The organism is Pseudomonas sp. NBRC 111132, from assembly GCF_001320565.1.
In the GTDB taxonomy this organism is placed as follows: Bacteria; Pseudomonadota; Gammaproteobacteria; order Pseudomonadales; family Pseudomonadaceae; genus Aquipseudomonas; species Aquipseudomonas putida_P.
In genome coordinates this window covers 100,147-126,246 of the sequence record NZ_BCBI01000001.1, presented here as the reverse complement: position 1 = coordinate 126,246, position 26,100 = coordinate 100,147, and the positions used below count along the sequence as shown (strand labels likewise).

Genomic DNA, 26,100 nt, shown 5'->3' with positions numbered 1-26,100 from the left:
GGCCCCACAACGGAATTGATGATGAAACTGTCTTTGCTGGGCCTGGCCATGGGCCTCGCCAGTCAGGCGGCCCTCGCCGCCCCCACCGCCCCGCCCCTGCAGGACAAGCAGGCATTCATCGACCATCTGATCAGCCAGATGACCGAAGCCGAGAAAATCGGCCAGTTGCGCCTGATCAGCATCGGTCCAGAAATGCCCCACGACAAGATTCGCGAGGAAATCGCCGCCGGCCGCATCGGTGGCACTTTCAACTCACGCACCGCCCCGGAAAACAGGCCGATGCAAGACGCCGCCATGCGCAGTCGCCTGAAGATCCCGATGTTCTTCGCCTACGACACCATCCACGGCGAACGCACCATCTTCCCGATCGGCCTGGGCATGGCTGCCACCTGGGACATGGACGCGGTTGCCAAGGTCGGTCGCACCGCCGCTATCGAAGCCTCGGCCGACGCCTTGGACATGACCTTCGCACCGATGGTCGATATCGCCCGTGACCCGCGCTGGGGCCGCACCAGTGAAGGCTTCGGCGAAGACACCTACCTGACCTCGAAAATCGGCCAGGTGATGGTGCGCTCGTTCCAGGGCAGCAGCCCGGCCAACCCCGACAGCATCATGGCCATCGTCAAGCACTTCGCCCTGTATGGCGCGGTGGAAGGCGGGCGCGACTACAACACAGTCGATATGAGCCTGCCGAAAATGTACAACGACTACCTGCCGCCCTACCGCGCCGCACTCGATGCAGGTGCTGGCGGGGTGATGGTGGCGCTGAACTCGATCAATGGCGTGCCGGCCACCTCCAACACCTGGCTGATGAACGACCTGCTGCGCAAGGAGTGGGGCTTCAAGGGCGTGACCATCAGCGACCACGGTGCAATCCAGGAGTTGATCCGCCACGGCGTCGCCCGCGACGGCCGTGAAGCCGCCAAGCTGGCGATCAAGGCCGGCATCGACATGAGCATGAACGACACCCTGTACGGCGAAGAACTGCCGGGCTTGCTGAAGTCCGGCGAAGTGACCCAGCGCGAGCTGGACCAGGCGGTGCGTGAAGTGCTGGGTGCCAAGTACGACATGGGCCTGTTCAAAGACCCGTACGTGCGTATCGGCAAGGCCGAAACCGACCTGAAAGACTACTACGGCAACGACCGCCTGCACCGCGAAGCCGCGCGTGACGTGGCCCGCCGCAGCCTGGTGCTGCTGGAAAACCGCAACCAGACCCTGCCACTGAAAAAAGCCGGCACCATTGCCTTGGTCGGCCCGCTGGCCGATGCCCCGATCGACATGATGGGCAGCTGGGCCGCCGACGGAAAACCCGTACACTCGGTGACCGTTCGCGAAGGCTTGAGCCGTGCCATGGAGGGCAAGGCCAAGCTGGTCTATGCCAAAGGCTCCAACGTCACGGGCGACAAGGCGATTCTCGATTACCTGAACTTCCTCAACTTCGATGCCCCGGAAATCGTCGATGACCCACGTCCGCCTGCGGTGCTGATCGATGAGGCTGTCAAAGCGGCCAAGCAGTCCGATGTGATCGTGGCAGTGGTCGGCGAGTCGCGCGGCATGTCCCACGAGTCGTCGAGCCGTACCACCCTGGAAATCCCGGCCAGCCAGCGCGAGCTGATCAAGGCCCTCAAGGCAACCGGTAAACCACTGGTGCTGGTGCTGATGAACGGCCGGCCGCTGTCGATCAGCTGGGAACGCGAGCAGGCCGACGCGATCCTCGAAACCTGGTTCGCCGGCACCGAAGGCGGCAATGCCATCGCCGACGTACTGTTTGGCGATTACAACCCCTCTGGCAAGCTGGCCATCACCTTCCCGCGCTCGGTCGGGCAAATCCCGATGTACTACAACCACACCCGTATCGGCAGGCCATTCACGCCGGGCAAGCCGGGCAACTACACCTCGCAGTACTTCGAAGAGCCCAACGGGCCGCTGTACCCGTTCGGCTATGGCCTGAGCTACAGCAGCTTCGAGTTGTCGGGCCTGGCGCTGTCGAGCAAAGACCTCAAGCGCGGCGATACGCTGGAAGCCAAGGTAACGGTCAAGAACACCGGCAAGGTGGCAGGCGAGACGGTGGTGCAGCTGTACCTGCAGGATGTGTCCGCCTCGATGAGCCGCCCGGTGAAGGAGCTGAAAAACTTCCAGAAGCTTATGCTCAAGCCTGGCGAGACGCGCACATTGACCTTCAGCATCAGCGAGGACGACCTGAAGTTCTACAATGGCCAGCTACAGCGGGTTGCCGAGCCCGGGGAATTCAATGTCCAGGTCGGGCTGGATTCCCAGGCGGTGCAGCAACAGAGTTTCGAGCTGCTGTAACTGAAAGGTCGCCTGTACCGGCCCTTTCGCGGGCTTCCCCGCGAAAGGGCCGGCCCCGACATCCCAATCATCCGGATCCGCCCCCATGCCCTTTTCCTTTCGCGCCCTGCGTCTGGGGCTGATCACCCTGCTGATCGTGCTGGGTACCGCCCTCAGTGCCGGCTGGGCCATGCACCAGGCCAAGCGCCAGGCCATGGAAGACGACGCCCAGCGTGCCAGCCAGCAGTTGGGCCTGTACGCCAACGCCCTGCACACCCTGATCGACCGCTACCGCGCCCTGCCCGCCGTGCTGGCGCTGGACCCGGAGCTGATCGCCGCGTTGCGCGGTCCGGTCACAGAACACGTACAGGACGCCCTGAACCACAAGCTCGAACGCATCAACGGCGCCGCCAATTCCTCCACCCTCGAACTGCTCGACCGCACCGGCCTGGCCATTGCTGCCAGCAACTGGCGGCTGCCCAGCAGCTACGTGGGTTCCAACTACGGCTTCCGGCCCTACTTCAAGCAAACCCGCAGCCAGGGCAGCGGCCGCTTCTACGCCGTGGGGGTGACCAGTGGCGTGCCGGGTTACTTCCTCGCCAGCGCGGTCAACGATGAGCATGGCCGCTTCCTCGGCGCCATGGTGGTGAAGCTGGAGTTCCCCGAGCTGGAACGCGAATGGCGCCAGGGCAGCGATACCCTGCTGGTCAGCGACGCCCGCGGCATTACCTTCATTGCCAACCAGGACGGCTGGCGCTACCGCGAGCTGCAGCCGCTCAGTGGCGCCGACCGGGCCGAACTGGCCGAAACCCGCCAGTACGACAAGCAACCGTTGGTGCCGCTGCAACATCAGGTGCTGACGCGCTTTGCCGCCAACAGCACCCTTAGCCGCGTGCAAGGCCCGGAGGGCAGCGCCGAGTACTTGTGGGAGAGCCTGCCGCTGGAAGGCGAAAACTGGACGTTGCACCTGCTGCGCAAACCGCAGGTCGCCGCCGATGGCCGCAATGCCGCCCTCGGCGCCGCCGCCGTCTGGCTGAGCCTGGTGTTCGCTGCGCTGTTCGTCAGCCAGCGCCTGCGCCTGGCCCGCCTGCGCCAGCGCAGCCGACAAGAGCTCAAGCGCCAGGTCGAGGAGCGCACGCGCGAGCTGCGTACCGCCCAGGAAGGCCTGGTGCAATCCGCCAAACTGGCCGCGCTCGGGCAGATGTCGGCGGCCATGGCCCACGAAATAAACCAACCGCTGACCACCCAACGCATGCAGCTGGAAACCCTGCGCCTGCTGCTTGACCATGGCCGCCATGACGAAGCGCGGCAGGCGCTGGAGCCGCTGGAACAAATGCTCACACGCATGGCAGCGCTTACCAGCCACCTGAAAACCTTCGCCCGCAACAGCCCGGTGGGCCTGCGCGAGCGCCTCGACCTGGCCACCGTGGTCGACCAGGCCTTGCACCTGCTCGAAGCGCGCATTCGCAGCGAAGAAGTAGAGGTGGCCCTGTACCTGGCACGCCCGGCCTGGGTACGTGGCGATGCCATCCGCCTGGAGCAGGTACTGATCAACCTGCTGCGCAATGCCCTCGACGCCATGGCCGACAAGCGCTACAAACGCCTGGAAATCCGCATCGAGCCCGACGGCGAGCTGTGGCGCCTTAGCGTGCTCGACTCCGGTGGCGGCATTGCCGAAGCCGACCTGGCCAAGGTCTTCGACCCATTCTTCACCACCAAGCCAGTGGGTGAAGGGCTGGGGCTGGGCCTGGCCATTTCCTATGGCATCGTGCACGAGGCCGGTGGCCAGCTACAGGCCGAAAACCTGCCCGGCGGCGCGCGCCTGAGCCTTACCCTGCCCCGTGACCTGGAGCCTGTATGTTGAATTCGGTGATCGTCGTCGATGATGAAGCCAGTATCCGCACGGCTGTCGAGCAATGGCTGAGCCTATCCGGCTTCAGCGTGCAGTTGTTCGCCCGCGCCGAAGAGTGCCTGGCACACCTGCCGCGGCACTTTCCCGGGGTGATCATCAGCGATGTCCGCATGCCGGGCATGGATGGCCTGCAATTGCTCGAACGCCTGCAGGCGGATGACCCCGACCTGCCCGTGATTTTGCTCACCGGCCACGGTGATGTGCCCATGGCGGTAGAAGCCATGCGCAACGGGGCCTATGACTTCCTTGAAAAACCCTTTACCCCGCAACACTTGCTGGGCAGCCTGCGCCGAGCCCTGGAGAAGCGCCAGCTGGTGCTGGAGAACCGCCGGTTGCACGAGCAGGCCGACCTCAAGTCACGCCTGGAGGGGACGCTGCTTGGCATGTCCCAAGGCCTGCAGCAGCTGCGCCGGCAAGTGCTGGAGCTGGCCAGCCTGCCGGTCAATGTGCTGATTCGTGGTGAAACCGGCAGTGGCAAGGAGCGTGTCGCCCGCTGCCTGCACGATTTTGGCCCGCGCGCCGACAAGCCGTTCGTTGCCCTCAACTGTGCAGCAATCCCAGAGTCGCTGTTCGAGGCCGAGCTGTTCGGTCACGAGAGCGGCGCCTTTACCGGCGCCCAGGGCAAGCGCATCGGCAAGCTGGAGTACGCCAACGGTGGCACGGTGTTCCTTGACGAAATCGAGAGCATGCCACTGGCGCAGCAGGCCAAGCTGCTACGGGTGATTCAGGAACAGAAGGTGGAGCGCCTGGGGGCCAACCAGAGCATCAGCGTTGACTTGCGAATCATTGCCGCGACCAAGCCCGACCTGCTCGACGAAGCCCGTGCCGGGCGCTTTCGCGAAGACCTGGCCTACCGCTTGAACGTGGCCGAGCTGCGCCTGGCACCATTGCGTGAACGGCGTGAGGACATCGCGCTGCTGTTCGACCACTTTGCCCGTGCAGCAAGCGAAAAGCTTGGGCGTGCCGCGCCGCCGCCGTCGGGAGCACAGCTGGCGCAACTGCTGTCGCATGACTGGCCGGGCAATGTGCGTGAACTGGCCAATGCGGCGGAGCGGCATGCATTGGGTTTGGGTTCGCCGAACATCGAGGTGGCGCCTGCCGGGCAATCGCTGGGCGAGCAAATGGAAGCGTTCGAGGCGCAATGCCTACGCGCGGCGTTGCGCCAGCATGGTGGGGCGATCAATGCAGTGATGGAGGCGTTGCAGCTGCCGCGGCGCACACTGAACGAGAAGATGCAGCGGCATGGGTTGGTACGTGAGGATTTTGTCGGGCGCGAATGAGCGGAAATCCGCTTATTGGTAATGACTAATAAGCAAACATCCGCTTACTTCTCGGCGATCTTGGGGCTGCTTTGCAGCCCATCGCGACGCAAGGCCGCTCCTACAAGGCCACTAACATGCGGGGTCTGGGCAGACTACGCCCTCAAATGAATCAGCCTGCACCCATTTGGCACACCTTCTGCAATCACCTGTGCAAGCTGCGCCACGGCGCGCTCCACAAAAACAACGAGAAGGTATCCCTGATGGATAACGCCACCTCCCTGCCCGCCGGGGCGGCCACCGCGCCTGCCGCAGAAAAAACCACCGCCAGCCGCCTGAAGTCGATTTTCAGCGGGTCCATCGGCAACATGGTCGAATGGTACGACTGGTACGTCTACGCCGCGTTCTCGCTGTACTTCGCCAAGGCCTTCTTCCCGGCCGGCGACTCCACCGCACAACTGCTCAACACCGCCGCGATCTTCGCCGTGGGCTTTCTGATGCGCCCGATCGGCGGCTGGCTGATGGGCCTGTACGCCGACCGCAAGGGCCGCAAGGCCGCGCTCATGGCTTCGGTACTGCTGATGTGCGCAGGCTCGTTGGTCATCGCCCTGACCCCGGGTTACGAAACCATCGGCGTCGCCGCGCCTATCCTGCTGGTCATCGCACGCCTGCTGCAGGGCCTGTCGGTAGGTGGTGAATACGGCACCTCGGCCACCTACCTCAGCGAAATGGCCAGCAAGGAACGCCGTGGCTTCTTCTCCAGCTTCCAGTACGTGACCCTGATCTCCGGCCAGCTCATCGCCCTGGCGGTATTGATCGTCCTGCAGCAGACCCTGACCACCGAGCAGCTGTATGCCTGGGGCTGGCGCGTGCCGTTCGTGATCGGTGCGCTGTGCGCCGTAGTGGCCCTGTACCTGCGTCGCGGCATGGAAGAAACCGCATCGTTCACCAAGAAGGAAAAGGCCAAGGAAAGCCTGATGCGCACCCTGCTGCGTCACCCCAAGGAGCTGATGACAGTGGTCGGCCTGACCATGGGCGGCACCCTGGCCTTCTACACCTACACCACCTACATGCAGAAGTACCTGGTCAACACCGTGGGCATGAGCATCAGCGACTCGACCACCATCTCGGCCGCCACGCTGTTCCTGTTCATGTGCCTGCAGCCGGTGATCGGCGGGCTGTCCGACAAGATCGGCCGACGTCCGATCCTGATCGCCTTCGGTGTGCTCGGCACCCTGTTCACCGTACCGATCCTCAGCACCCTGCACACCATCCAAACCTGGTGGGGCGCGTTCTTCCTGATCATGGCTGCTTTGATCATCGTCAGCGGCTACACCTCGATCAACGCCGTGGTCAAGGCCGAGCTGTTCCCAACTGAAATTCGCGCACTGGGCGTAGGCCTGCCATATGCGCTGACCGTGTCGATCTTCGGCGGTACCGCTGAGTACGTGGCCCTGTGGTTCAAGAGCGTCGGCATGGAAAGCGGCTTCTACTGGTACGTTACCGCCTGCATCGCTTGCTCGCTGCTGGTTTACGCAACCATGAAGGACACCAAGCAACACTCGCGAATTACTACTGATTGACGCAGGCCTGGTAATACTGAAAGGGGCGCACCATTGTATGGGGCGCCCCTTTTTTATGCCCGCTCTGATAAAGCATCTCGGCTGCCAAGTGCTTGTCAAAACAGGTTTATCGCCTTCGAGATCGAGCGCCGCGCGCGGCGCTCGATTTCAGCAACACCGCAAACATCAAGCCATACCTCCAAAGCCCCTGATGAGCCGATTCAAGACACCTCCAACGCCTGACGCGGTTCACGGCGCTGGTACCAGTTGGCCATCAGCACCAGCACCAGCAGCACCCCGCCCAGCACTGCCGAAGAGCCGACCGTGCCAAAGTCCAGGCCGCCCTTCTCATGCGGCTTGGTCAGGAAGTCACCCAAGGTGGCGCCAAACGGCCGGGTGAGCACGAACGCGACCCAGAACAACACAACGCCTGGGATGCGGGTCCAATATCGAGCCACCACCACCAATGCAATGGCACTGCCAATCAAGAGTGCGCCACCGGCAAAGCCCAGCCCCGAGTCATCGGCCAGGTAATCGCCCAGCGCGGTGCCGAGGGTGTTGGAAAACAGGATTGCCACCCAGTAGAACAGCTCGCCCGTGCGGTTCTTGATACGGGTGACATCCAGCGGGTTGCCACTCAGACGCCAGACCAGGAAGGTCAGTAACAGGATGCCGATGAGCAGCGCCGAACCCGTGGCATAACCCAGCCCCAGGGTACGGTCCATGAAATCGGACATGGTGGTGCCAGCGGTACTGGTGGAGAGAATAACCAACCAGTACAGCATCGGGTGATAGCGGCGCGAGTACAACTGGCCCAGCAACGTCAGCAGAAACACGCTGATCAGCAGCAGCGAGCTAAGTGCATAGCCGATGTTCAGGGTCATCGACAGCAAGTCGCCTGCTGTTTCACCCAGGGTGGTAGCGCAGATCTTCATGACCCAGAAGGCCAAGGTGATTTGCGGGAGTTTGTTCATTGTTGTGCCGCTCCAGTTTTAGGTGCGGCGATGGTGCTGAGCAGCGTCTGAAAAATCGGTTGGTGATAGATGAAAAATACGTTCATCGGCCATCTGCTTCAGATTTTTCCTTCTTAACGCCCTATTAATTCCACCTCATCAAGCTGCAATGGCTGGCAGAACGTTGGTGCAAGCACCGACGTACCTTGGGCCAGGCTGCTGCCTGATTGACGGTATGCGCACCCATATATATCTATTTATTAGATTTTTAACCGCTATTTTTTGCGCTTTTTAATCGAATTAATAGGCGTAGCATTTAACCCATAGAAACAAACAACTCACGAACCCCTGGAGCAACGACCATGAAAAACAAACTGATCCTCACCCTGGCCCTCTCGGTTCTCGCAACGGGCGCCTTTGCCGAAGATGGCTTCGATCGCACCAACGCCCACACCTTCGCCGCAGCCCAGACTCAATCCGCTAGTTACGTTGAAGACGGCTTTGACCGCACCGGCGGCCAACGCTTCGCCGAAGACGGCTTCGACCGCACCGGCGGCCAACGCTTCGCCGAAGATGGCTTCGACCGCACCGGCGGCCAACGCTTCGCCGAAGACGGCTTCGACCGCACCGGCGGCCAACGCTTCGCCGAAGATGGCTTCGACCGCACCAACGCCCACCGCATCAGCTGATCCCTGATGCGAGCACCCAGCCCGGCTTTAGCCGGGCTTGATCATTTGCAGGCGAGCTCAGGCTTGGCACACTAGGCACCTTGTCCACCAGGAGGTAGGGCCAGCAAGCCCAGCACAGATGTATTACTACGAACCCGCCAAAGGCCACGGCCTGCCCCACGACCCGTTCAATGCCATCGTCGGTCCCCGCCCTATCGGCTGGATCTCCTCTCAAGACCGCGACGGTCGCCTGAACCTGGCGCCATACAGCTTCTTCAACGCCTTCAACTACATCCCGCCGATCATCGGTTTCTGCAGCGTCGGGCGCAAAGACAGCCTGAACAACATCGAGCAGACCGGTGAATTCGTCTGGAACCTGGCCACCCGCCCACTGGCCGAGCAAATGAACCTGAGCTGCGCGCCAGTTGCTGCCGATGTGAGCGAATTTGAACTGAGCGGCCTCACTGCCGCACCGTCGAGCATCGTCAAGGTGCCGCGCGTGGGCGAAACCCCGGTAGCCTTCGAGTGCAAGGTCAGCCAGATCGTCCAGCTCAAGCGGGCCGACCAGGCATTGGTGCCTAGCTGGCTGATCCTCGGGGAAGTCGTGGCGGTGCACATTGCCGAGCACCTGTTGAACAACGGCATCTACGATACCGCTGCCGCCGAGCCGATCCTGCGTGGCGGTGGCCCGGCGGACTATTTCGAACTGGGCAATCTGTTCAAGATGGCCCGGCCGCCAGCCTGATCACCAGACCAGCTCGCCCTCTTCGCTGACGCCCTGCAGGCGTTGCAGCTCGGCGGTGGCCGCTTCGTCGGCGGCCACGGCGCCCTTGAACACCTGCCCGTCGAGCACCTTGTGAAAGCGTGGTGCACCGCCCATGCCCAGGGCCTTGACCGCGATGGCCGCGTTGTAGCCACCCCCCTCCACCGGCACCATCGCCGAAACCGCTTCGAAATGAGTAAATTCCCTACGTGCCATGTCGCTATCCGCTTGGTTGAACAAGTGCGTCACTTTACCTCATCCACCCTCAATCGAAGGTATGCAAGTCCAGGCTACTGACCACACGCGCCTGCACCAGCTCACCAAACACCTCCAGCGTCGGCGAAGCAAAGTAGCCACTCATCGCCTGCTGGTCCTGCCAGCTACCACTGAGCAGCCACAGGTCAGCATCAGCCTGCGAACGCTGCACGGTGAAACTCAGGCAACCCGGCGCACGCAGCGAGGGCTCGAGCAGGTCACGCAGGCGCGCGCCCAGCTCTGCAGAACGCCCGCTGCTGGCACGAATGAAAGCAAGATGGGTGACCGGTTGTTTTAGGGTCATTGCACAATCTCCTTGAAGCGGGCGGACGGAAAAGCCAGGCTGCCAAGGTTAGGGGCTCACCCGCGCGGCGCGTTAGGCCAATACTGCACGTCGATTGCCTGATCCTGCAGCGCTGCAGGATCAGGCAATCGACGTGCAGCTTTCGACTAGCGCCCGTCTGTGCCCAAACCTATGCTGCGTCGGTCAGTAGAGGAAAGCCATCATGACCACCGCCACGTCCACCGACCCCACCCTGGAACTGCAGCGCCTGGAACTGGCCGAATTGATTACCCGCCACGCCGGCGAGCCCCACGGCCCGGCCTCGGCCATCGATGACCTGTACCTGGTGCGCTACACCGAGAACGTGCGCTCGGTGCCGACCCTTGCGCAACCCGCCCTGTGCATCCTTGCCCAAGGCAGCAAAAGCCTGTTTCTCGGCGACGAGCAGTACGCCTACGACCCACTGCATTACATGGTGGTCTCGGTGACCTTGCCGCTAAGCGGCGTGAAGCTCGATGCCAGCCCGCAGAACCCCAGCCTGGGCCTGCGCATGGACCTGGACCCGGCCGAAATCAGCCAGCTGATCGCCGAGAGCGGACCGATGCTGGTACCCAATAGACCTTCGGGCCGTGGCTTGTACGTGGAAAGGACTGATGCGGCGTTGCTTGACGCCCTGCTACGGCTGATCCGCCTGCTGGACACACCGCGTGATATCGCGATGTTGGCACCGCTGTTCCGCCGCGAGATTCTCTACCGTTTGCTGCGTGGGCCGCAGGGTTGCCGGCTGTATGAAATCGCGTTGGCCAACAGCCAGACCCACCGGGTTTGCCAAGCCATAACCTGGCTTAACAACAACTACCAGCAGCCGCTGCGTATCGAGGACCTGGCCCGTGAGGTCAACCTCAGCACCTCGACCTTGCACCACCGCTTCAAGGCCGTGACGTCGATGAGCCCGTTGCAGTATCAGAAGCAGTTGCGCCTGCAGGAGGCCCGGCGGCTCATGCTGAACGACGGGCTCGAGGCGGCGGTGGCGGCCTATAGGGTGGGGTATGAAAGCCCGTCGCAGTTCAGCCGTGAATACAGCCGGCTTTACGGCGCGCCACCGATTCGGGATGTGGCCAGGTTGCGGGCTACTGCTGGCTAAAGTCGGGCTGATCCTGTACTGGCCACTTCGCGGGTAACCCCGCGAAGTGGCCGTAACAGGTTAAGCGCTACATCATCGCAGCACTGTTTCTTGCCACTGGTTCTGGTCAACCTGGATCAAGGTCGGCCCCTTGCGCTCCAACGCCAGCCCCAGTGCTGCCTGCAGCTGCACCACATCCGTCACATGCTCCGCCGCCGCGCCCAACGCCCGCGCCACACCGATAAAGTCCGGGGTATGGATATCCACGCCTACCGGCTCAATCGCCCGGTTGACCATGTACTTCTTGATCTCCTCGTACCCCTGGTTATTCCACAACAGCACGACCAGCGGCACCTGCGCCTCCACCGCACTGGCCAGCTCCGGCAGGGTGAACTGCAAGCCGCCATCACCAATCAAGCACACCGCTGGCGCACGTTGGTCGGCCTGTTCGGCACTGCCCAACCAGGCGCCCATGGCCGCAGGCAGTGCATAACCCAGGGTGCCGTAACCGGTCGAGGCATTGAACCAGCGACGCGGCTGGTGCATGTCCAGGGTCAGGTTGCCGGTGTACACCGGTTGGGTGGAATCGCCCACCAGAATGGCATTGGGTAGGCGTTCGAGAATGGCGTTCAGCAAACGCGTCTGGCTCAAGGTCGGCTGGTCCCAATCTGCTGCCAGAGCCTGGCGTAGCTTGGCCACGCGGGCCTGACCCCAAGTGCTTTCGTGCACCGGTTGCGGCTGGGCCTGCAAGGCACCGAACAGCGCTTCGGCGGCCAGCTCGGCATCGGCGACCAGCGCCAGCTCCGGCAGGTAGTTGCGCACCGTCTGGTCCGGGTCGATATCGATGCGCAGCAGGCTGCCCGGGATCTCGAAACCGCCCTTGAAGGTCACGTCGTAATCGGTTTCGGCAAGTTCGGTGCCAATCGCCAGCACCACGTCGGCCTCGGCCACCAACTCACGTGTGGCCGGCAGCGACTGGGTCGAACCGATCTGCAACGGGTGGCTGGCCGGCAGCAAGCCTTTGGCATTGATGGTCAGCGCCACCGGGGCCTGAAGGTGTTCAGCCAGGCGTGCCAGCGCAGCCCCCGCAGCCAATGCCCCGCCACCGGCAAGGATCAGCGGCCGACGTGCACTGGCCAGGCGTTCAGCCATCTGCGCCACCGCCTGCGGAGCCGCCCCTGCCCGGCTGCCACGTACCGGGCGGCCCGGCAACAGGAAGTCAGCCGGTTCGACCAGTACATCGAGCGGTATCTCGATGTGCACCGGGCGCGGCCGGGCACTGTCGAACACGGCAAATGCTCGGGCCAGCACCTGCGGCAAGTCTGCGGCACTCATCAAGGTGTGGGAAAACGCAGCCACACCCGCTACCAGCGCGGCCTGGTTGGGCAGCTCATGCAGCTTGCCACGGCCACCGCCCAAGTGGTCGCGGGTCTGCACGCTGGAAATTACCAGCATCGGAATCGAATCGGCATAGGCCTGGCCCATGGCCGTGGTGATGTTGGTCATGCCAGGGCCGGTGATGATGAAGCACACCCCGGGTTTGCCACGGGTGCGCGCATAGCCGTCAGCCATGAACCCGGCCCCCTGCTCGTGACGCGGGGTGATGTGGCGAATGGACGAACCCGCCAGGCCACGGTAGAGCTCCACGGTATGTACACCGGGAATACCGAAGACATGGTCCACGCCATAGCCTTCAAGGAGTTTGACCAGTACTTCACCGCAGGTTGCCATTGGGGTTCACCATGAATCTTGTTGGGTTATGCCCTTATTGGACCCAAGCCACGGCTATCCCCACAATGTAAAAAAACACATACTAGCCATGTCCTGTGATCATGGCTTACTGCAATGAAACGCCTCCCGCCTCTGCCTGCCCTGTACACCTTTCTGGTCACTGCCCAGCACTGCAATTTCACCCGTGCAGGGCAACAGTTGCACATCACCCAGGGCGCCGTCAGCCGGCAGATCGCAGCCCTCGAAGAGCACCTGGGTTATGCGCTGTTCAAGCGCGAGGCCCGCGGTTTGAGCCTGACCCGTGAAGGCCAGGACTGGCTGCCTCGGGTGCAGCAGGTGTTCGCGCTGATCGATCAAGGCGTGCGCGAGGTGGGCGAGCACAGCACGACCTTGCAGCTCAAGGCGCCGACCTGCGTGATGCGCTGGCTACTGCCACGCCTGATGGAATGGCAAGCCCTGCGCCCGGACATACCGGTCGAACTCACCACCACCGTGCAGCATGGGGTGGATTTTCGCCGCGAGGGCTTTGACGCCGCGGTGGTCTATGGCGATGCACCGAACCACGGGCTGCACGTGCGCAAGTTGTTCGATGAGCAACTGACACCGGTATGCGCACCGTCACTGCTTCAAGGGCCGCTGCCCTTGCAGCAGGTGGAAGACCTGGCGCGGCATATGCTGCTGCACCCGTCACGAGATGAGCATGATTGGCGGTTGTGGTTGCAGGCAGCAGGTGTGACGCTGGCCAGTCATGGGCCCAAGCAGCATTTCGAGACGCTGGACATGGCAATGGCCATGGCCTCGCAGGGGACTGGCGTGGCTATCGGTGATTGGTCGCTGATTGGCGATGACTTGCGCGGGGGGCGGCTGTGCATGCCGTTTGCGCTGAAGGTGCTGACGGGTAAAGGTTATTACCTGGTAAGCCAGGCCAGAAGCTTGCCACCGGGTTTAACGGAGTTGCTGGATTGGCTGCAGCGCCAGGCTAGCCAGTGAGGGCCCATACACGGGCACGCACGCTCCTACAGGTACAGCACAGGGCTTGGAATTTGTGCAATACCTGTGGGAGCGTGCGTGCCCACGAAGCAGGCGACTCAGTAACCGACTGTGAAGCGCTGCCGTGAATGCGCAGGCTTTTCGAGCTCGTCGAGCATGGCAATCGCATAATCGGCAAAGGTGATCCAGCTCTTGCCGTCCGCACCGATCAGCAGGTGATCCTTACCCAACGTGTAGCGCCCGCTACGCTCACCTTCAACGAACTCCGCCGACGGCGAGAGAAAGGTCCAATCCAGGTTTGGCTCGCGCTGCAACGCCTCCAGAAAACGCACCCCGGCAGTGGCCTCGGCCTTGTAGGCTTCCGGGAAGTCCGGGCTGTCGATCACCCGGTGCCCCGACGGCAACAACAGGCTGCCGGCCCCCCCCACCACCAGCAACCGCTTGACCCCGGCGCGCTTGACTGGCTCGATGATCGCGTGCGGCTCGATGGTCGAAAAATGCGCCGCGCTCAACACCGCGTCCACACCCTCGACAGCCGCTTGCAGGGCCGCGCTATCCTTGGCATCCAGCGCTTTGACGGTCACCCCGTCACGCCCCTGCAAACGGGAAGGGTCGCGGGCAATGGCCAGCACACTATGGCCACGGCGCAGGGCCTCTTCCAGCAACTGGCTGCCAGCGCGGCCAGTGGCACCGATGATTGCAATCTTGCTCATGGGAAACTCTCCATCAGTTGAACGGAATTACCACTTCATCTCGCCCTTGGCGACCTTGGCCCCAAGCTCCAGGGAGCTTTCATCGGCCAGGCCTGGGTAACGATGCTTCATGGCCTCGATCAAGACGCCAGCATCTTTTGCTTTGACGGTTTCGGCATCGAAATCACGAATGTAGTTCGCAGTGAAACGCACAGCTTGCAATGAACGGCTGCTGTCCCCCAGATAATGGCCCGGGACGACTGTGCGCGGCGCCAGCGCTTCGATCCGCGCCAGGGTGGCGAGCCATTCGGCATGCGACTTGGCTGTTTGGGTATCGGCCATCCACACATGAATATGCTCGGACACCACTACCCCACCGACCACCGCCTTGATCGACGGGATCCAGACAAAGCTGCGGTCTGGCTGTGGGCCGTCAAGGCCAACCACGTCCAAGGCCTGCCCTTCCAGCATCAGGCGGTTGCCTTCGAGCACTTGCGGCAGCACCAGCCGCGCGGGCTTGTCCGCCCCCATCTGCGGCCCCCAGTACGCCAGCTTGGCGTCCATGGTCTGGCGAATATGCGCAACGGTCGCGGCTGAAGCCAGCACCTTGGCGTCGGGGAAAGCCTGGGTCAGGGTATCCAGGCCGAAATAGTAATCCGGGTCGCCATGGCTGATGTAGATGCTGGTCAGGTGCTTGCCACCGGCTCGCAAGCGCTGCACCAACTGCTCGGCCTGGGCTTTGCCGAACTGGGCATCTACCAGCACGGCGTCATGTTGACCACTGACGATCACCGAGCTGACCGGGAATATCGCTTCGTGCCCGGGGTTGTAGACCTCCAACTGCAAGGGCTCGGCAGCCAGCACCGGGCCGGCCAGGGTAACGCAGGCCAGCAGCAGGCCACGCAAAGGAGAGAACAGGGACATGAGCAACGCCTTCAGCTGAACAATGCCCAACAGCTTAGTTGCCCAATCCGTCACAAAAAATGCGATGCTCGAACATAGTTTGTTTCTGAAATCGGGCAAATCATGGACCGTCTGAACGCCATGCGCGTATTCGTAACCGTCGTCGACCTGGGCAGCCAGTCGGCGGCAGCGGATCATCTGCAATTGTCGCGACCGGTAGTATCGCGCTATCTGGCCGAGCTGGAGGACTGGGTTGGCGCGCGGCTGATGCAGCGCACCACGCGCAAGCTCAGCCTCACGGCCGCCGGCCAGGAAACCCTGCCCCGCTGCCGGCAACTGCTGGAACTGGCCGGCGACCTGCAGGCCGCCGTGCAGCAGCCGGAAGACGCACCAAAGGGTGCACTGCGTATCAGCGTCAGTACCTCATTCGGCCAAGCACAGTTGGTAGACGCCGTAGCAGCCTACGTGCAGCGTTACCCTGGAGTGAAGGTGGAACTGCAAATGCTCGACCGCACCGTCAACCTGGTGGACGAGCGCATCGACCTGGCCATTCGTACCAGCAACGACCTGGACCCCAACCTGATCGCCCGGCGCCTGAGCGTGTGCCGCTCGGTGGTGTGCGCGGCACCGGCCTACCTGCACGAGCACGGCACGCCACAACGGGTCGAGGAACTGAGCCGACACAACTGCCTGACCCACGCCTACTTCGGCCACAGCCTGTGGCATTTCGAGGTGGCCGGGCAGCACGTCGCCGTGCCGGTGGCGGGGAACATCAGCGCCAACGAGGCGATGACCCTGCAGAAGGCAGCACTGGCTGGCGCGGGTATCGCCATGCTGCCGACCTATCAGGCAGCCGAGGCCCTGCGCCGAGGCGAACTGATGCGCCTGCTGCCCGAGGCGAGGCCGCGTGAATTGAACCTGAATGCGGTGTACACGTCGCGCAAACACATGCCGGCAACCTTGCGGAGCATGCTGGATTTTCTAGTGCTGCGGTTCAAGGACGAGCCGGAGTGGGACCAGGATCTATACTAATGCTGTACACCCCTATCGCTGTAATGGGAGGTGAGCACCATGGGTATCAAATCAAGAAGAGTCGCCGTTGTCATGGCCCTGACCGCAGTCGCAGGGCTGTATGGCTCGGCCTGCTGGCGCGTCGAGCTGCTGCGCAGCCAGCCTAGCGCCGCCAACAGCTGCGAGCGGGCACATTGCGTGCCCCACACCGCAACCTTGAGCGCCGTCCGTTGAGTCGACGGCGCCCTGCCGGTCACTCTTCGACGCTCATGTATTCCTTGGCCCAGCGGATGTAATCCTCAGGCTGGGTGTAGGTGTGCGAGAGTTCGGTGGCACTGAGGTTTTCCGACTTGTTCTGCTGGCCACGCTGCAGCCGCAAGCAATCGTAGGTGGCCTTGATCGCGGCAAAGTAGGCCGCGTGACCATCGACCACAATGCGCACGCCCAAGCGCGCCAGGCGCTCGTCGTCGCGCAGGTTCGGGTTGCCATAGGTGACCAGCATCAGCGGCACAGTCAAGTGCTCGGCAATCTGCTCGAGCTGTTCGAAGTCCTTAACCCCCACCATGCAGATAGCATCGGCACCGGCCTTCTGGTAGCTCTGGGTACGCACAATGATTTCTTCGGTGCTGAGTACCCCAGCGTTGGTACGGGCAATGATCGACAGCGACGAATCGACCCGCGCCTCCAGGGCCGCACGGATCTTGCCAACGCCCTCTTCGACCGGGATCAGGTCGGTGGACTTGCGCCCGAACTGGGCTGGCAGCAGCGTGTCTTCGATGGTCAGTGCGGCCACACCGGCGCGCTCCAGTTCGATCACCGTGCGCATCACGTTCAGCGCATTGCCATAGCCGTGGTCAGCGTCGGCCAGCACCGGCAGTTGCGCGACCCGACCGATACGGGTGGCCTGCTCGACGAACTCGCTGAGGGTGATCAGGGCGAAGTCCGGTGCGGCCAGCACCTGCAAGGATGCAACGGAACCACCGAGGATACCGACCTCGAAGCCCAGGTCTGCGGCAATGCGTGCCGACATCGGGTCGAACACCGATGCCGTGTGGAAACAGGAACCTGAAGCGAGCAGCTCGCGGAAGGCAAAACGCAGATCTTGATGGGAAGCCTTGGGCATGATCACTCCGCAATTAAGTTGAAATTTGAACGGTAACTACCGACCCCTGTAATCGGGTCTACCTGACCTGTTCCAACCGTCGCCATCTGGGCGGTCATGCTCGACATGCAGGCAGAGGAATAAAAGGTGTGGGAGACAGCGGCCTGAAAAACCTGCGGCAGAATGTTGCACCAACCTGGTGCAAGCCCCGGATTTCAGCCCCTGTGGCATACCAACGATATCACGCGGCCATGCAGCACTGGATGAATGCGCCAATGCCGATTCGGCATAGGGGATGCAGATAGTACATAGGAAGCTACCTAACTCAGGTTACAATTCGTGGGCCTCTATGGGAGTGGGCTTGCCCACAAAGAGGCTTGCATAGACAAGACAAGGTATTCCCGTGACTGCTGCCCTGCCCCCCACCACCCTGCGCAACGTGCTCACTGCCCTGATGCTGGCCATCTTCCTCGGCGCACTGGACCAGACCATCGTCGCCGTCTCGCTGCCGGCCATCTCGGCCCAGTTCAACGACGTCGGCCTGCTGGCCTGGGTGATCTCCGGGTACATGGTGGCAATGACCGTGGCCGTACCAATCTACGGCAAGCTGGGCGACCTTTACGGCCGGCGCCGGATGATCCTCACCGGGATCAGCTTGTTCACCCTGGCCTCGATTGCCTGTGCCATGGCCCAGGACATGCAGCAGTTGGTGCTGGCCCGGGTACTCCAGGGCATTGGCGCGGGCGGTATGGTCTCGGTGAGCCAGGCGATCATCGGCGACTTCGTACCGCCGCGTGAACGCGGCCGCTACCAGGGCTATTTCAGCAGCATGTACGCCGTGGCCAGCGTCGCCGGGCCAGTGCTGGGCGGCTGGCTGACCGAGTACTTGTCGTGGCGCTGGGTATTCTGGATCAACCTGCCGCTGGGGCTGGTCGCCTTGTGGGCCATACGCCGCGCCCTCGCCGGCATGCCGGTGCAGCGTCGCGAGGCCCAGGTCGACTACCTTGGCGCCGTGCTGTTGATCCTCGGCCTTGGCAGCCTGCTGCTGGGGATCACCTTGGTCGGCCAGGGCCACGCCTGGGCCGACCCGGCCGGGCTGGCGCTGTTCGCCTGCGCCCTACTCGGCCTGGCGTTGTTCATCGCCCACGAGCGCCGCTGCCCAGAGCCGCTGCTGCCGCTCGGGCTGTTCGGCAACCGGGTGGCGGTACTTTGCTGGGGGGTGATCTTCTTCGCCAGCTTCCAGTCGATTTCCCTGACCATGCTCATGCCCTTGCGCTACCAGGGCATCACTGGCGCCGGCGCCGACAGCGCTGCCCTGCACCTGCTGCCACTGGCCATGGGGTTGCCCATGGGGGCCTTTACAGGCGGGCGCATGACCAGCCGGACCGGGCGCTACAAGCCGCAGATCCTGGTCGGTGCGCTGCTGATGCCAGTGGCCATTTTCGCCATGGCACTGACGCCGCCGCAGTCAACGTTGCTCAGTGCACTGTTCATGCTGCTGACCGGCATTGCTTGCGGGCTGCAGTTTCCGACCTCGCTGGTGGGCACGCAAAGCGCGGTGGCCAGCAAGGACATTGGCGTGGCCACCAGCACCACCAACCTGTTCCGCTCGCTGGGCGGGGCCATGGGCGTGGCGTGCATGTCCAGCCTGTTGCTGGCACTGCTGCACCAAGGTGGTTTCGAATTGCTGGGTAACCCGTTGCTGGGGAGCCTGAAGGCCGGTGAAGTGGACCTGGTGACACAGGGACGCTTGCTGGAGACATTCCGGCAGTTGCTGATGGGCAGCGCGCTGATTGCGGTACTGGGGCTTTTTGCCGCATTGGCGTTGCCTGACAGACAACTGCGCGGGTACTAATATCCCAGGGGCTGCAAGGCGGCCACGCTGTTAATCCCCTCTTAACACAAAGGGGAAACACTCCCTCACAATCCTTAACAAAGTGTCATTTGCGCAACGCCGGGCTCAAGCGCAGCATATCCAGCCCGGTGTCGACCCATTTTTCGACATCACCCAACAGATCGACACTGTCAGGCAGCAGCAGCCAGCGCCCGATCAGGCCATCGACATAGGCGAACATGGCCACCGCCGCGCGCTCGACATCCAGCTCGCCAGGCAACTGGCCCCGGCGTACGGCATTGGCCAACGCCAGGGTGATGCCCTTGTGGCAATCCAGCACCGCACCCTGGCGCTGCTGGCGAATTTCACACATGTCATCGGTGAACTCGCACTTGTGATGCAGGATTTCATTGATACGCCGGGTTCGGGCATCGAGCACCAGCTCGTTGAACACTTGCAACAGCAGCTTGCGCATGCAGCCAAGCGGGTCGAGTTCGTCCTTGCTTTCGCTCGCCCGCGCCAAATGGTCATGGGTCTCGTGCAGGCTGTCGAGCAACGCCTGCACCAACTCGGCCTTGTTGTTGAAGTGCCAGTAGATAGCCCCGCGCGTCACACCCGCGAGTTCGGCGATGTCAGCCAGTGTGGTTCGCGCAACCCCGCGCTTGTAGAAGGCCTTTTCCGCCGCCTCGATGATCTGGGCGCGGGTTTCCTGGGCTTCTTCTTTGGTTCGACGGACCATGGCAGTACAACCTCATCTGGCCCGAACGCGCAGCGCGTGCGGGGAACGCTCCGGTGGCACCTCTGCAGGGGGCCTCACGGATGAGCTAATCAAGGGCTGTGGCAGTACCCAAGTACAACCCAGCGGTATTTACAAACAACCATGAATGTAAGTATATTCCTTAGCAAGCTATTTATCCACCGGATAGCAATTTTTCCAGATCAAGTCTCTTCCATTACTCTTGAGCGTCTCCCTGCTCCTGCGACCCGAGGATCCTCATGCAATTCAAGCCAGCCGTTACCGCTCTGGTTTCCGCCGTCGCCCTGGCAACCCTGCTCAGTGGCTGCAAGAAAGAAGAAGCAGCGCCAGCGGCGCAGGCTCCTCAGGTCGGCGTCGTGACCATCCAGCCCCAAGCCTTCACCCTGACCTCGGAATTGCCGGGGCGTACCACTGCCTACCGCGTTGCCGAGGTGCGCCCGCAGGTCAACGGCATCATCCTCAAGCGCCTGTTCAAGGAAGGCAGCGACGTCAAGGAAGGCCAGCAGCTGTACCAGATCGACCCTGCCGTGTACGAAGCCACCCTGGCCAATGCCCAGGCCAACCTGCAGGCTACCCGCTCGCTGGCCGAGCGCTACAAGCAGCTGATTGACGAGCAAGCCGTCTCCAAACAGGAATACGACGACGCCAATGCCAAACGATTGCAGGCCGAGGCTTCGCTCAAGAGCGCCCAGATCGACCTGCGCTACACCAAGGTTCTGGCACCGATCAGCGGCCGTATCGGTCGTTCTTCGTTCACCGAAGGTGCACTGGTGAGCAACGGCCAGACCAACGCCATGGCCACCATCCAGCAACTCGACCCGATCTACGTCGACGTTACCCAGTCCACCGCCGAGCTGCTCAAGCTGCGCCGTGACCTGGAGAGCGGCCAGTTGCAGAAGGCCGGCGACAACGCCGCCTCGGTTCAGCTGGTGCTGGAAGACGGCAGCCTGTTCAAGCAGGAAGGTCGCCTGGAGTTCTCCGAAGTCGCGGTCGACGAAACCACCGGCTCGGTCACCCTGCGCGCCCTGTTCCCCAACCCTGACCACACCCTGCTGCCAGGCATGTTCGTGCATGCGCGGCTGAAGGCCGGGGTCAACGCCAACGCCATCCTGGCGCCGCAACAAGGCGTGACCCGCGACCTGAAAGGCGCGCCGACCGCACTGGTGGTCAACCAGGAAAACAAGGTCGAACTGCGTCAGTTGAAGGCCAACCGTACCCTGGGCAGCGACTGGCTGATCGAAGAAGGCCTCAACCCAGGTGACCGCCTGATTACCGAAGGGCTGCAGTACGTGCGCCCAGGTGTCGAGGTGAAGGTCAGCGAAGCCACCAACGTCCAGAAGCCGGCCAGCCCTGATCAGGCCAACGCGGCAAAAGCAGACGCCAAAGCGGAGTAAACCATGTCGAAGTTCTTTATCGATCGCCCGATCTTCGCCTGGGTGATCGCCTTGGTGATCATGCTGGTCGGGGCCTTGTCGATCCTGAAGTTGCCGATCAACCAGTACCCCAGCATCGCACCGCCGGCCATCGCCATCGCCGTGACCTACCCGGGCGCCTCGGCGCAAACCGTGCAGGACACCGTGGTGCAGGTGATCGAGCAGCAGCTCAACGGTATCGACAACCTGCGTTATGTGTCGTCGGAAAGTAACTCCGACGGCAGCATGACCATTACCGCCACCTTCGAACAGGGCACCAACCCCGACACCGCCCAGGTTCAGGTACAGAACAAGCTGAACCTGGCCACCCCACTGCTGCCACAAGAAGTGCAGCAGCAAGGTATCCGCGTCACCAAGGCTGTGAAGAACTTCCTGCTGGTGATCGGCCTGGTGTCCGAAGACGGCAGCATGACCAAGGATGACTTGGCCAACTACATCGTCTCCAACATGCAGGACCCGATCTCGCGTACAGCGGGTGTGGGTGACTTCCAGGTGTTCGGTGCACAGTACGCCATGCGTATCTGGCTCGATCCGGCCAAGCTGAACAAATTCCAGCTGACCCCGGTCGACGTCAAGACCGCCGTGGCCGCGCAGAACGTGCAGGTGTCCTCCGGCCAGCTCGGCGGCCTGCCGGCCATGCCGGGCACCCAGCTGAACGCCACCATCATCGGCAAGACCCGCCTGCAAACCGCCGAGCAGTTCGAGAAGATCCTGCTCAAGGTCAACAACGACGGTTCGCAGGTGCGTCTGGGTGATGTCGCCCAGGTAGGTCTGGGGGGTGAAAACTACGCGGTCAGCGCTCAGTTCAACGGCAAGCCGGCTTCCGGCCTGGCAGTAAAACTGGCTACCGGCGCCAACGCCCTGGACACTGCCAAGGCACTGCGCGAGACCATCAAAGGCCTGGAACCGTTCTTCCCGCCTGGGGTGAAAGCGGTATTCCCGTATGACACCACTCCGGTGGTCACCGAATCGATCAGCGGCGTGATCCACACCCTGATCGAAGCCGTGGTCCTGGTGTTCCTGGTGATGTACCTGTTCCTGCAGAACTTCCGCGCCACCATCATCACCACCATGACCGTACCGGTGGTGTTACTGGGTACCTTCGGCATCCTTGCCGCCGCGGGCTTCAGTATCAACACCCTGACCATGTTCGCCATGGTCCTGGCCATCGGTTTGCTGGTGGACGACGCCATCGTCGTGGTGGAAAACGTCGAGCGGGTGATGTCCGAGGAAGGCTTGCCGCCCAAGGAAGCCACCAAGCGTTCGATGGAACAGATCCAGGGTGCCCTGGTGGGTATCGCCCTGGTACTGTCGGCCGTACTGCTGCCGATGGCGTTCTTCGGCGGTTCCACGGGTGTGATCTACCGGCAGTTCTCCATCACCATCGTCTCGGCCATGGGCCTGTCGGTGCTGGTTGCGCTTATCTTCACCCCGGCGCTTTGCGCCACCATGCTCAAGCCGCTGAAGAAGGGCGAGCACCACACTGCCAAAGGCGGCTTCTTCGGTTGGTTCAACCGCAACTTCGACCGCAGCGTGAACGGCTACGAGCGCAGCGTGGGCACTATCCTGCGCAACAAGGTGCCGTTCCTGCTGGCCTATGCGCTGATCGTGGTCGGCATGATCTGGCTGTTCGCTCGCATCCCAACCGCGTTCCTGCCCGAGGAAGACCAGGGCGTGCTGTTCGCCCAGGTGCAAACCCCGGCAGGCTCCAGTGCCGAGCGCACCCAGGTGGTGGTCGACCAGATGCGTGAGTATCTGTTGAAGGATGAAGCCGACACCGTAGCGTCCGTGTTCACCGTCAACGGCTTCAACTTTGCCGGTCGCGGGCAGAGTTCGGGCATGGCATTCATCATGCTCAAACCCTGGGATGAACGTTCCAAGGAGAACAGCGTGTTCGCCCTGGCCCAGCGTGCCCAGCAGCACTTCTTCACCTTCCGTGATGCAATGGTGTTCGCCTTCGCCCCACCTGCGGTACTCGAACTGGGTAACGCCACCGGTTTCGACGTGTTCCTGCAGGACCGCGGTGGTGTCGGCCACGAGAAGTTGATGGAAGCGCGCAACCAGTTCCTGGCCAAGGCCGCGCAGAGCAAGATCCTCAGCGCTGTGCGCCCTAACGGCCTGAACGATGAACCGCAGTACCAGTTGACCATCGATGACGAGCGTGCCAGCGCCCTGGGCGTGACCATTGCCGACATCAACAACACCCTGTCGATTGCCCTGGGTGCCAGCTACGTCAACGACTTCATCGACCGTGGCCGAGTCAAGAAGGTGTACATCCAGGGCGAACCCAACGCCCGAATGAGCCCTGAAGACCTGCAGAAGTGGTACGTGCGCAACGGCAAAGGCGAGATGGTGCCGTTCTCCTCCTTCGCCAAAGGCGAATGGACCTACGGCTCGCCGAAACTGTCGCGTTACAACGGCGTCGAGGCGATGGAAATCCTCGGTGCGCCGGCGCCGGGCTACAGTACCGGTGAAGCCATGGCCGAGGTCGAGCGTATCGCTGGCGAACTGCCAAGCGGTGTAGGCTTCTCCTGGACCGGCATGTCCTACGAGGAAAAGCTCTCCGGTTCGCAGATGCCGGCGCTGTTCGCCCTCTCGGTACTGTTCGTGTTCCTGTGCCTGGCAGCCCTGTACGAAAGCTGGTCGATCCCGATCGCCGTGGTACTGGTAGTACCGCTGGGTATCATCGGTGCACTGATCGCCACCAGTCTGCGCGGCTTGTCCAACGACGTGTACTTCCTGGTCGGCCTGTTGACCACCATCGGCCTGGCGGCGAAAAACGCCATTCTGATCGTCGAGTTCGCCAAGGAACTGCACGAGCAAGGCCGCAGCCTGTACGACGCGGCGATCGAGGCGTGCCGCATGCGTCTGCGCCCGATCATCATGACCTCGCTGGCATTCATCCTTGGCGTGGTACCGTTGACCATCGCCAGCGGCGCCGGCGCCGGCAGCCAGCACGCCATCGGTACGGGTGTGATCGGCGGCATGATCAGTGCGACCGTACTGGCTATCTTCTGGGTACCGCTGTTCTTCGTCGCAGTGTCGTCGCTGTTCGGCAGCAAAGAGCCGGAAAAAGACGTCACCCCTGAAACTCCACGTTATGAGGCTGGGCAATGACCAAGTCTTTGTTGTCCCTGGCGGTAACCGCTTTCATTCTTGGCGGCTGCTCGCTGATCCCTGACTACCAGACCCCGGAAGCGCCGGTGGCTGCGCAGTGGCCGCAAGGCCCTGCGTACTCGCCAACGCAATCGGCGGATGTTGCCGCCGCCGAACAGGGCTGGCGCCAGTTCTTCCACGATCCGGCACTGCAACAGCTGATCCAGACCTCGCTGGTGAACAACCGCGACCTGCGCGTCGCGGCGCTGAACCTGGACGCCTACCGCGCGCAGTACCGCATTCAGCGTGCCGACCTGTTCCCGGCGGTTTCGGCCACCGGCAGCGGCAGCCGCCAGCGCGTCCCGGCGAACATGTCGCAAACCGGTGAATCTGGCATCACCAGCCAGTATTCGGCAACCCTGGGTGTCAGCGCCTACGAGCTGGACCTGTTCGGCCGCGTGCGCAGCCTGACCGAGCAAGCCTTGGAAACCTATCTGTCCAGCGAGCAGGCGCGTCGTTCCACGCAAATCGCCCTGGTGGCCAGCGTGGCCAATGCCTACTACACCTGGCAGGCCGACCAGGCCCTGTTCAAGCTGACCGAAGAAACGCTGAAGACCTACGAGGAAAGCTACAACCTCACCCGTCGCAGCAATGAAGTCGGCGTCGCTTCTGCACTCGACGTCAGCCAGGCACGCACCGCCGTGGAAGGCGCCCGGGTCAAGTACTCGCAGTATCAGCGCCTGGTCGCCCAGGACGTCAACAGCCTGACCGTGCTGCTGGGCACCGGCATTCCAGCCGACCTGGCCAAGCCGCTGGAGCTCAATGCCGACCAGTTGGCCGAAGTGCCGGCCGGCCTGCCGTCGGATATCCTCCAGCGCCGCCCGGACATCCAGGAAGCCGAGCACCTGCTCAAGGCCGCCAATGCCAACATTGGCGCGGCCCGCGCAGCGTTCTTCCCGAGCATCAGCCTGACCGCCAACGCGGGCAGCCTGAGCCCCGACATGGGCCACCTGTTCGCAGGCGGCCAGGGCACCTGGCTGTTCCAGCCGCAGATCAACCTGCCGATCTTCAACGCCGGCAGCCTGAAGGCCAGCCTGGATTATTCGAAGATCCAGAAAGACATCAACGTCGCCAAGTACGAAAAAACCATCCAGACCGCCTTCCAGGAAGTCTCCGATGGCCTGGCGGCGCGCAAGACCTTCGAAGAGCAGCTGCAGGCCCAGCGCGACCTGGTGCAGGCGAACCAGGATTACTACCGCCTGGCCGAACGCCGTTATCGCATCGGGATCGACAGCAACCTGACCTTCCTCGACGCCCAGCGCAACCTGTTCAGCGCCCAACAGGCACTGATCGGCGACCGTCTTTCGCAGCTGACCAGCGAGGTCAACCTGTACAAGGCGCTCGGCGGTGGCTGGTACGAGCAGACCGGGCAGGCCAACCAGCAGGCGTCGGTGGATGCACCGAAAGGCTGATTGAGTTCGCAG

At 62.6% G+C, this 26,100-nt stretch carries 22 protein-coding genes; 14 read left to right on the top strand and 8 right to left on the bottom strand.

The genetic code is table 11. The annotated features are described in order from the left end of the window. Positions 1-18 precede the first annotated feature (18 nt). The 4 genes from bglX (at position 19) to APH35_RS00545 (ending at position 7,043) form a co-directional block, all read left to right on the top strand. The gene (gene bglX, locus APH35_RS00560) at positions 19-2,310 is read left to right on the top strand and encodes a beta-glucosidase BglX (protein WP_060514029.1); all 2,292 of its coding nucleotides are present in this window, start codon (positions 19-21) and stop codon (positions 2,308-2,310) included. An 85-nt stretch (positions 2,311-2,395) separates the two neighbouring features. After that, entirely contained in the window at positions 2,396-4,153 is a 1,758-nt protein-coding gene (locus APH35_RS00555) for a sensor histidine kinase (protein ID WP_012273959.1), read from the top strand. Further along, complete coding sequence (locus APH35_RS00550; RefSeq protein WP_012273960.1) at positions 4,147-5,481, top strand: sigma-54-dependent transcriptional regulator; 1,335 nt, start codon at positions 4,147-4,149, stop codon at positions 5,479-5,481. The genes APH35_RS00555 and APH35_RS00550 overlap by 7 nt, the downstream gene beginning before the upstream one ends. Positions 5,482-5,723: 242 nt before the next feature. Continuing rightward, positions 5,724-7,043 carry an MFS transporter gene (locus APH35_RS00545; protein ID WP_012273961.1) on the top strand — a complete coding sequence of 440 codons (1,320 nt, stop codon included), beginning with the start codon at positions 5,724-5,726 and terminating at the stop codon, positions 7,041-7,043. A 200-nt stretch (positions 7,044-7,243) separates the two neighbouring features. On the opposite strand, the gene APH35_RS00540 is transcribed toward APH35_RS00545, so the two are convergent. Next, positions 7,244-7,996, bottom strand: coding sequence for a COG4705 family protein (locus tag APH35_RS00540; RefSeq protein WP_012273962.1), 753 nt, complete (start codon positions 7,994-7,996; stop codon positions 7,244-7,246). A 341-nt stretch (positions 7,997-8,337) separates the two neighbouring features. Here APH35_RS00540 and APH35_RS00535 point away from each other — a divergent pair, with 341 nt between their 5' ends. Next, positions 8,338-8,664: a hypothetical protein gene (locus tag APH35_RS00535; protein WP_060494234.1), complete on the top strand. Its 327-nt coding sequence runs from the start codon at positions 8,338-8,340 to the stop codon at positions 8,662-8,664. Between the two features lie 118 nt (positions 8,665-8,782). Further along, positions 8,783-9,388 (top strand): flavin reductase family protein, encoded by a 606-nt coding sequence (locus APH35_RS00530; protein WP_012273964.1) that lies wholly within the window; start codon positions 8,783-8,785, stop codon positions 9,386-9,388. Here the strand turns inward: APH35_RS00530 and APH35_RS00525 are convergent, their stop codons facing one another. Both APH35_RS00525 and APH35_RS00520 read right to left on the bottom strand, forming a co-directional pair. Continuing rightward, the gene (locus APH35_RS00525) at positions 9,389-9,655 is read right to left on the bottom strand and encodes a hypothetical protein (protein WP_012273965.1); all 267 of its coding nucleotides are present in this window, start codon (positions 9,653-9,655) and stop codon (positions 9,389-9,391) included. A gap of 16 nt (positions 9,656-9,671) precedes the next feature. Next, a complete protein-coding gene (locus APH35_RS00520; protein WP_012273966.1) occupies positions 9,672-9,965 on the bottom strand; it encodes a putative quinol monooxygenase in 294 nt (97 codons plus the stop codon). Between the two features lie 202 nt (positions 9,966-10,167). Between APH35_RS00520 and APH35_RS00515 the strand changes: the two genes are divergently transcribed. After that, on the top strand, positions 10,168-11,088 hold the full coding sequence (locus APH35_RS00515) for an AraC family transcriptional regulator (RefSeq protein WP_060514028.1): 921 nt from the start codon (positions 10,168-10,170) through the stop codon (positions 11,086-11,088). 72 nt (positions 11,089-11,160) lie between these two features. Here the strand turns inward: APH35_RS00515 and APH35_RS00510 are convergent, their stop codons facing one another. Then, a complete protein-coding gene (locus APH35_RS00510) occupies positions 11,161-12,798 on the bottom strand; it encodes a 5-guanidino-2-oxopentanoate decarboxylase (RefSeq protein WP_060514027.1) in 1,638 nt (545 codons plus the stop codon). A 114-nt stretch (positions 12,799-12,912) separates the two neighbouring features. Here APH35_RS00510 and APH35_RS00505 point away from each other — a divergent pair, with 114 nt between their 5' ends. Continuing rightward, a complete protein-coding gene (locus APH35_RS00505) occupies positions 12,913-13,788 on the top strand; it encodes a LysR substrate-binding domain-containing protein (protein WP_060514026.1) in 876 nt (291 codons plus the stop codon). A gap of 98 nt (positions 13,789-13,886) precedes the next feature. Here the strand turns inward: APH35_RS00505 and APH35_RS00500 are convergent, their stop codons facing one another. Beyond that, on the bottom strand, positions 13,887-14,501 hold the full coding sequence (locus APH35_RS00500) for an NAD(P)-dependent oxidoreductase (RefSeq protein ID WP_012273970.1): 615 nt from the start codon (positions 14,499-14,501) through the stop codon (positions 13,887-13,889). 27 nt (positions 14,502-14,528) lie between these two features. Further along, positions 14,529-15,404 (bottom strand): MBL fold metallo-hydrolase, encoded by an 876-nt coding sequence (locus tag APH35_RS00495; RefSeq protein WP_060514025.1) that lies wholly within the window; start codon positions 15,402-15,404, stop codon positions 14,529-14,531. Positions 15,405-15,506: 102 nt separating this feature from the next. On the opposite strand from APH35_RS00495, the gene APH35_RS00490 reads away from it, so the two are divergent. Both APH35_RS00490 and APH35_RS28940 read left to right on the top strand, forming a co-directional pair. Then, positions 15,507-16,415: a LysR family transcriptional regulator gene (locus APH35_RS00490; protein ID WP_060494237.1), complete on the top strand. Its 909-nt coding sequence runs from the start codon at positions 15,507-15,509 to the stop codon at positions 16,413-16,415. A gap of 72 nt (positions 16,416-16,487) precedes the next feature. Beyond that, positions 16,488-16,628, top strand: a complete 141-nt coding sequence (locus APH35_RS28940; RefSeq protein ID WP_012273973.1) for a hypothetical protein — start codon at positions 16,488-16,490, stop codon at positions 16,626-16,628. A gap of 19 nt (positions 16,629-16,647) precedes the next feature. Here the strand turns inward: APH35_RS28940 and APH35_RS00480 are convergent, their stop codons facing one another. Beyond that, entirely contained in the window at positions 16,648-17,517 is an 870-nt protein-coding gene (locus APH35_RS00480) for an isocitrate lyase/PEP mutase family protein (protein WP_012273974.1), read from the bottom strand. A 382-nt stretch (positions 17,518-17,899) separates the two neighbouring features. On the opposite strand from APH35_RS00480, the gene APH35_RS00475 reads away from it, so the two are divergent. Further along, positions 17,900-19,351 (top strand): MDR family MFS transporter, encoded by a 1,452-nt coding sequence (locus APH35_RS00475; RefSeq protein ID WP_060514024.1) that lies wholly within the window; start codon positions 17,900-17,902, stop codon positions 19,349-19,351. 85 nt (positions 19,352-19,436) lie between these two features. Here APH35_RS00475 and ttgR read toward each other — a convergent pair whose 3' ends face one another. After that, entirely contained in the window at positions 19,437-20,069 is a 633-nt protein-coding gene (ttgR, locus tag APH35_RS00470) for an efflux transport transcriptional regulator TtgR (RefSeq protein ID WP_060514023.1), read from the bottom strand. Positions 20,070-20,326: 257 nt separating this feature from the next. Here ttgR and ttgA point away from each other — a divergent pair, with 257 nt between their 5' ends. Genes ttgA through APH35_RS00455 form a run of 3 tightly spaced genes read left to right on the top strand, consistent with a single transcriptional unit; the run spans position 20,327 to position 26,088 of the window. After that, positions 20,327-21,481 (top strand): toluene efflux RND transporter periplasmic adaptor subunit TtgA, encoded by a 1,155-nt coding sequence (ttgA, locus tag APH35_RS00465; RefSeq protein WP_012273977.1) that lies wholly within the window; start codon positions 20,327-20,329, stop codon positions 21,479-21,481. A gap of 3 nt (positions 21,482-21,484) precedes the next feature. After that, positions 21,485-24,637, top strand: a complete 3,153-nt coding sequence (gene ttgB, locus APH35_RS00460) for a multidrug efflux RND transporter permease subunit TtgB (protein WP_012273978.1) — start codon at positions 21,485-21,487, stop codon at positions 24,635-24,637. Continuing rightward, positions 24,634-26,088 (top strand): AdeC/AdeK/OprM family multidrug efflux complex outer membrane factor, encoded by a 1,455-nt coding sequence (locus tag APH35_RS00455; protein WP_012273979.1) that lies wholly within the window; start codon positions 24,634-24,636, stop codon positions 26,086-26,088. The genes ttgB and APH35_RS00455 overlap by 4 nt, the downstream gene beginning before the upstream one ends. Positions 26,089-26,100: the final 12 nt, after the last annotated feature.

Bases quoted from the DNA above. Each gene is read 5' to 3' on its own strand.
- bglX (WP_060514029.1), top strand. From the start codon at position 19: ATGATGAAACTGTCTTTGCTGGGCCTGGCCATGGGCCTCGCCAGTCAG.
- APH35_RS00555 (WP_012273959.1), top strand. From the start codon at position 2,396: ATGCCCTTTTCCTTTCGCGCCCTGCGTCTGGGGCTGATCACCCTGCTG.
- APH35_RS00550 (WP_012273960.1), top strand. From the start codon at position 4,147: ATGTTGAATTCGGTGATCGTCGTCGATGATGAAGCCAGTATCCGCACG.
- APH35_RS00545 (WP_012273961.1), top strand. From the start codon at position 5,724: ATGGATAACGCCACCTCCCTGCCCGCCGGGGCGGCCACCGCGCCTGCC.
- APH35_RS00540 (WP_012273962.1), bottom strand. From the start codon at position 7,996: ATGAACAAACTCCCGCAAATCACCTTGGCCTTCTGGGTCATGAAGATC.
- APH35_RS00535 (WP_060494234.1), top strand. From the start codon at position 8,338: ATGAAAAACAAACTGATCCTCACCCTGGCCCTCTCGGTTCTCGCAACG.
- APH35_RS00530 (WP_012273964.1), top strand. From the start codon at position 8,783: ATGTATTACTACGAACCCGCCAAAGGCCACGGCCTGCCCCACGACCCG.
- APH35_RS00520 (WP_012273966.1), bottom strand. From the start codon at position 9,965: ATGACCCTAAAACAACCGGTCACCCATCTTGCTTTCATTCGTGCCAGC.
- APH35_RS00515 (WP_060514028.1), top strand. From the start codon at position 10,168: ATGACCACCGCCACGTCCACCGACCCCACCCTGGAACTGCAGCGCCTG.
- APH35_RS00510 (WP_060514027.1), bottom strand. From the start codon at position 12,798: ATGGCAACCTGCGGTGAAGTACTGGTCAAACTCCTTGAAGGCTATGGC.
- APH35_RS00505 (WP_060514026.1), top strand. From the start codon at position 12,913: ATGAAACGCCTCCCGCCTCTGCCTGCCCTGTACACCTTTCTGGTCACT.
- APH35_RS00500 (WP_012273970.1), bottom strand. From the start codon at position 14,501: ATGAGCAAGATTGCAATCATCGGTGCCACTGGCCGCGCTGGCAGCCAG.
- APH35_RS00495 (WP_060514025.1), bottom strand. From the start codon at position 15,404: ATGTCCCTGTTCTCTCCTTTGCGTGGCCTGCTGCTGGCCTGCGTTACC.
- APH35_RS00490 (WP_060494237.1), top strand. From the start codon at position 15,507: ATGGACCGTCTGAACGCCATGCGCGTATTCGTAACCGTCGTCGACCTG.
- APH35_RS28940 (WP_012273973.1), top strand. From the start codon at position 16,488: ATGGCCCTGACCGCAGTCGCAGGGCTGTATGGCTCGGCCTGCTGGCGC.
- APH35_RS00480 (WP_012273974.1), bottom strand. From the start codon at position 17,517: ATGCCCAAGGCTTCCCATCAAGATCTGCGTTTTGCCTTCCGCGAGCTG.
- ttgR (WP_060514023.1), bottom strand. From the start codon at position 20,069: ATGGTCCGTCGAACCAAAGAAGAAGCCCAGGAAACCCGCGCCCAGATC.
- ttgA (WP_012273977.1), top strand. From the start codon at position 20,327: ATGCAATTCAAGCCAGCCGTTACCGCTCTGGTTTCCGCCGTCGCCCTG.
- ttgB (WP_012273978.1), top strand. From the start codon at position 21,485: ATGTCGAAGTTCTTTATCGATCGCCCGATCTTCGCCTGGGTGATCGCC.
- APH35_RS00455 (WP_012273979.1), top strand. From the start codon at position 24,634: ATGACCAAGTCTTTGTTGTCCCTGGCGGTAACCGCTTTCATTCTTGGC.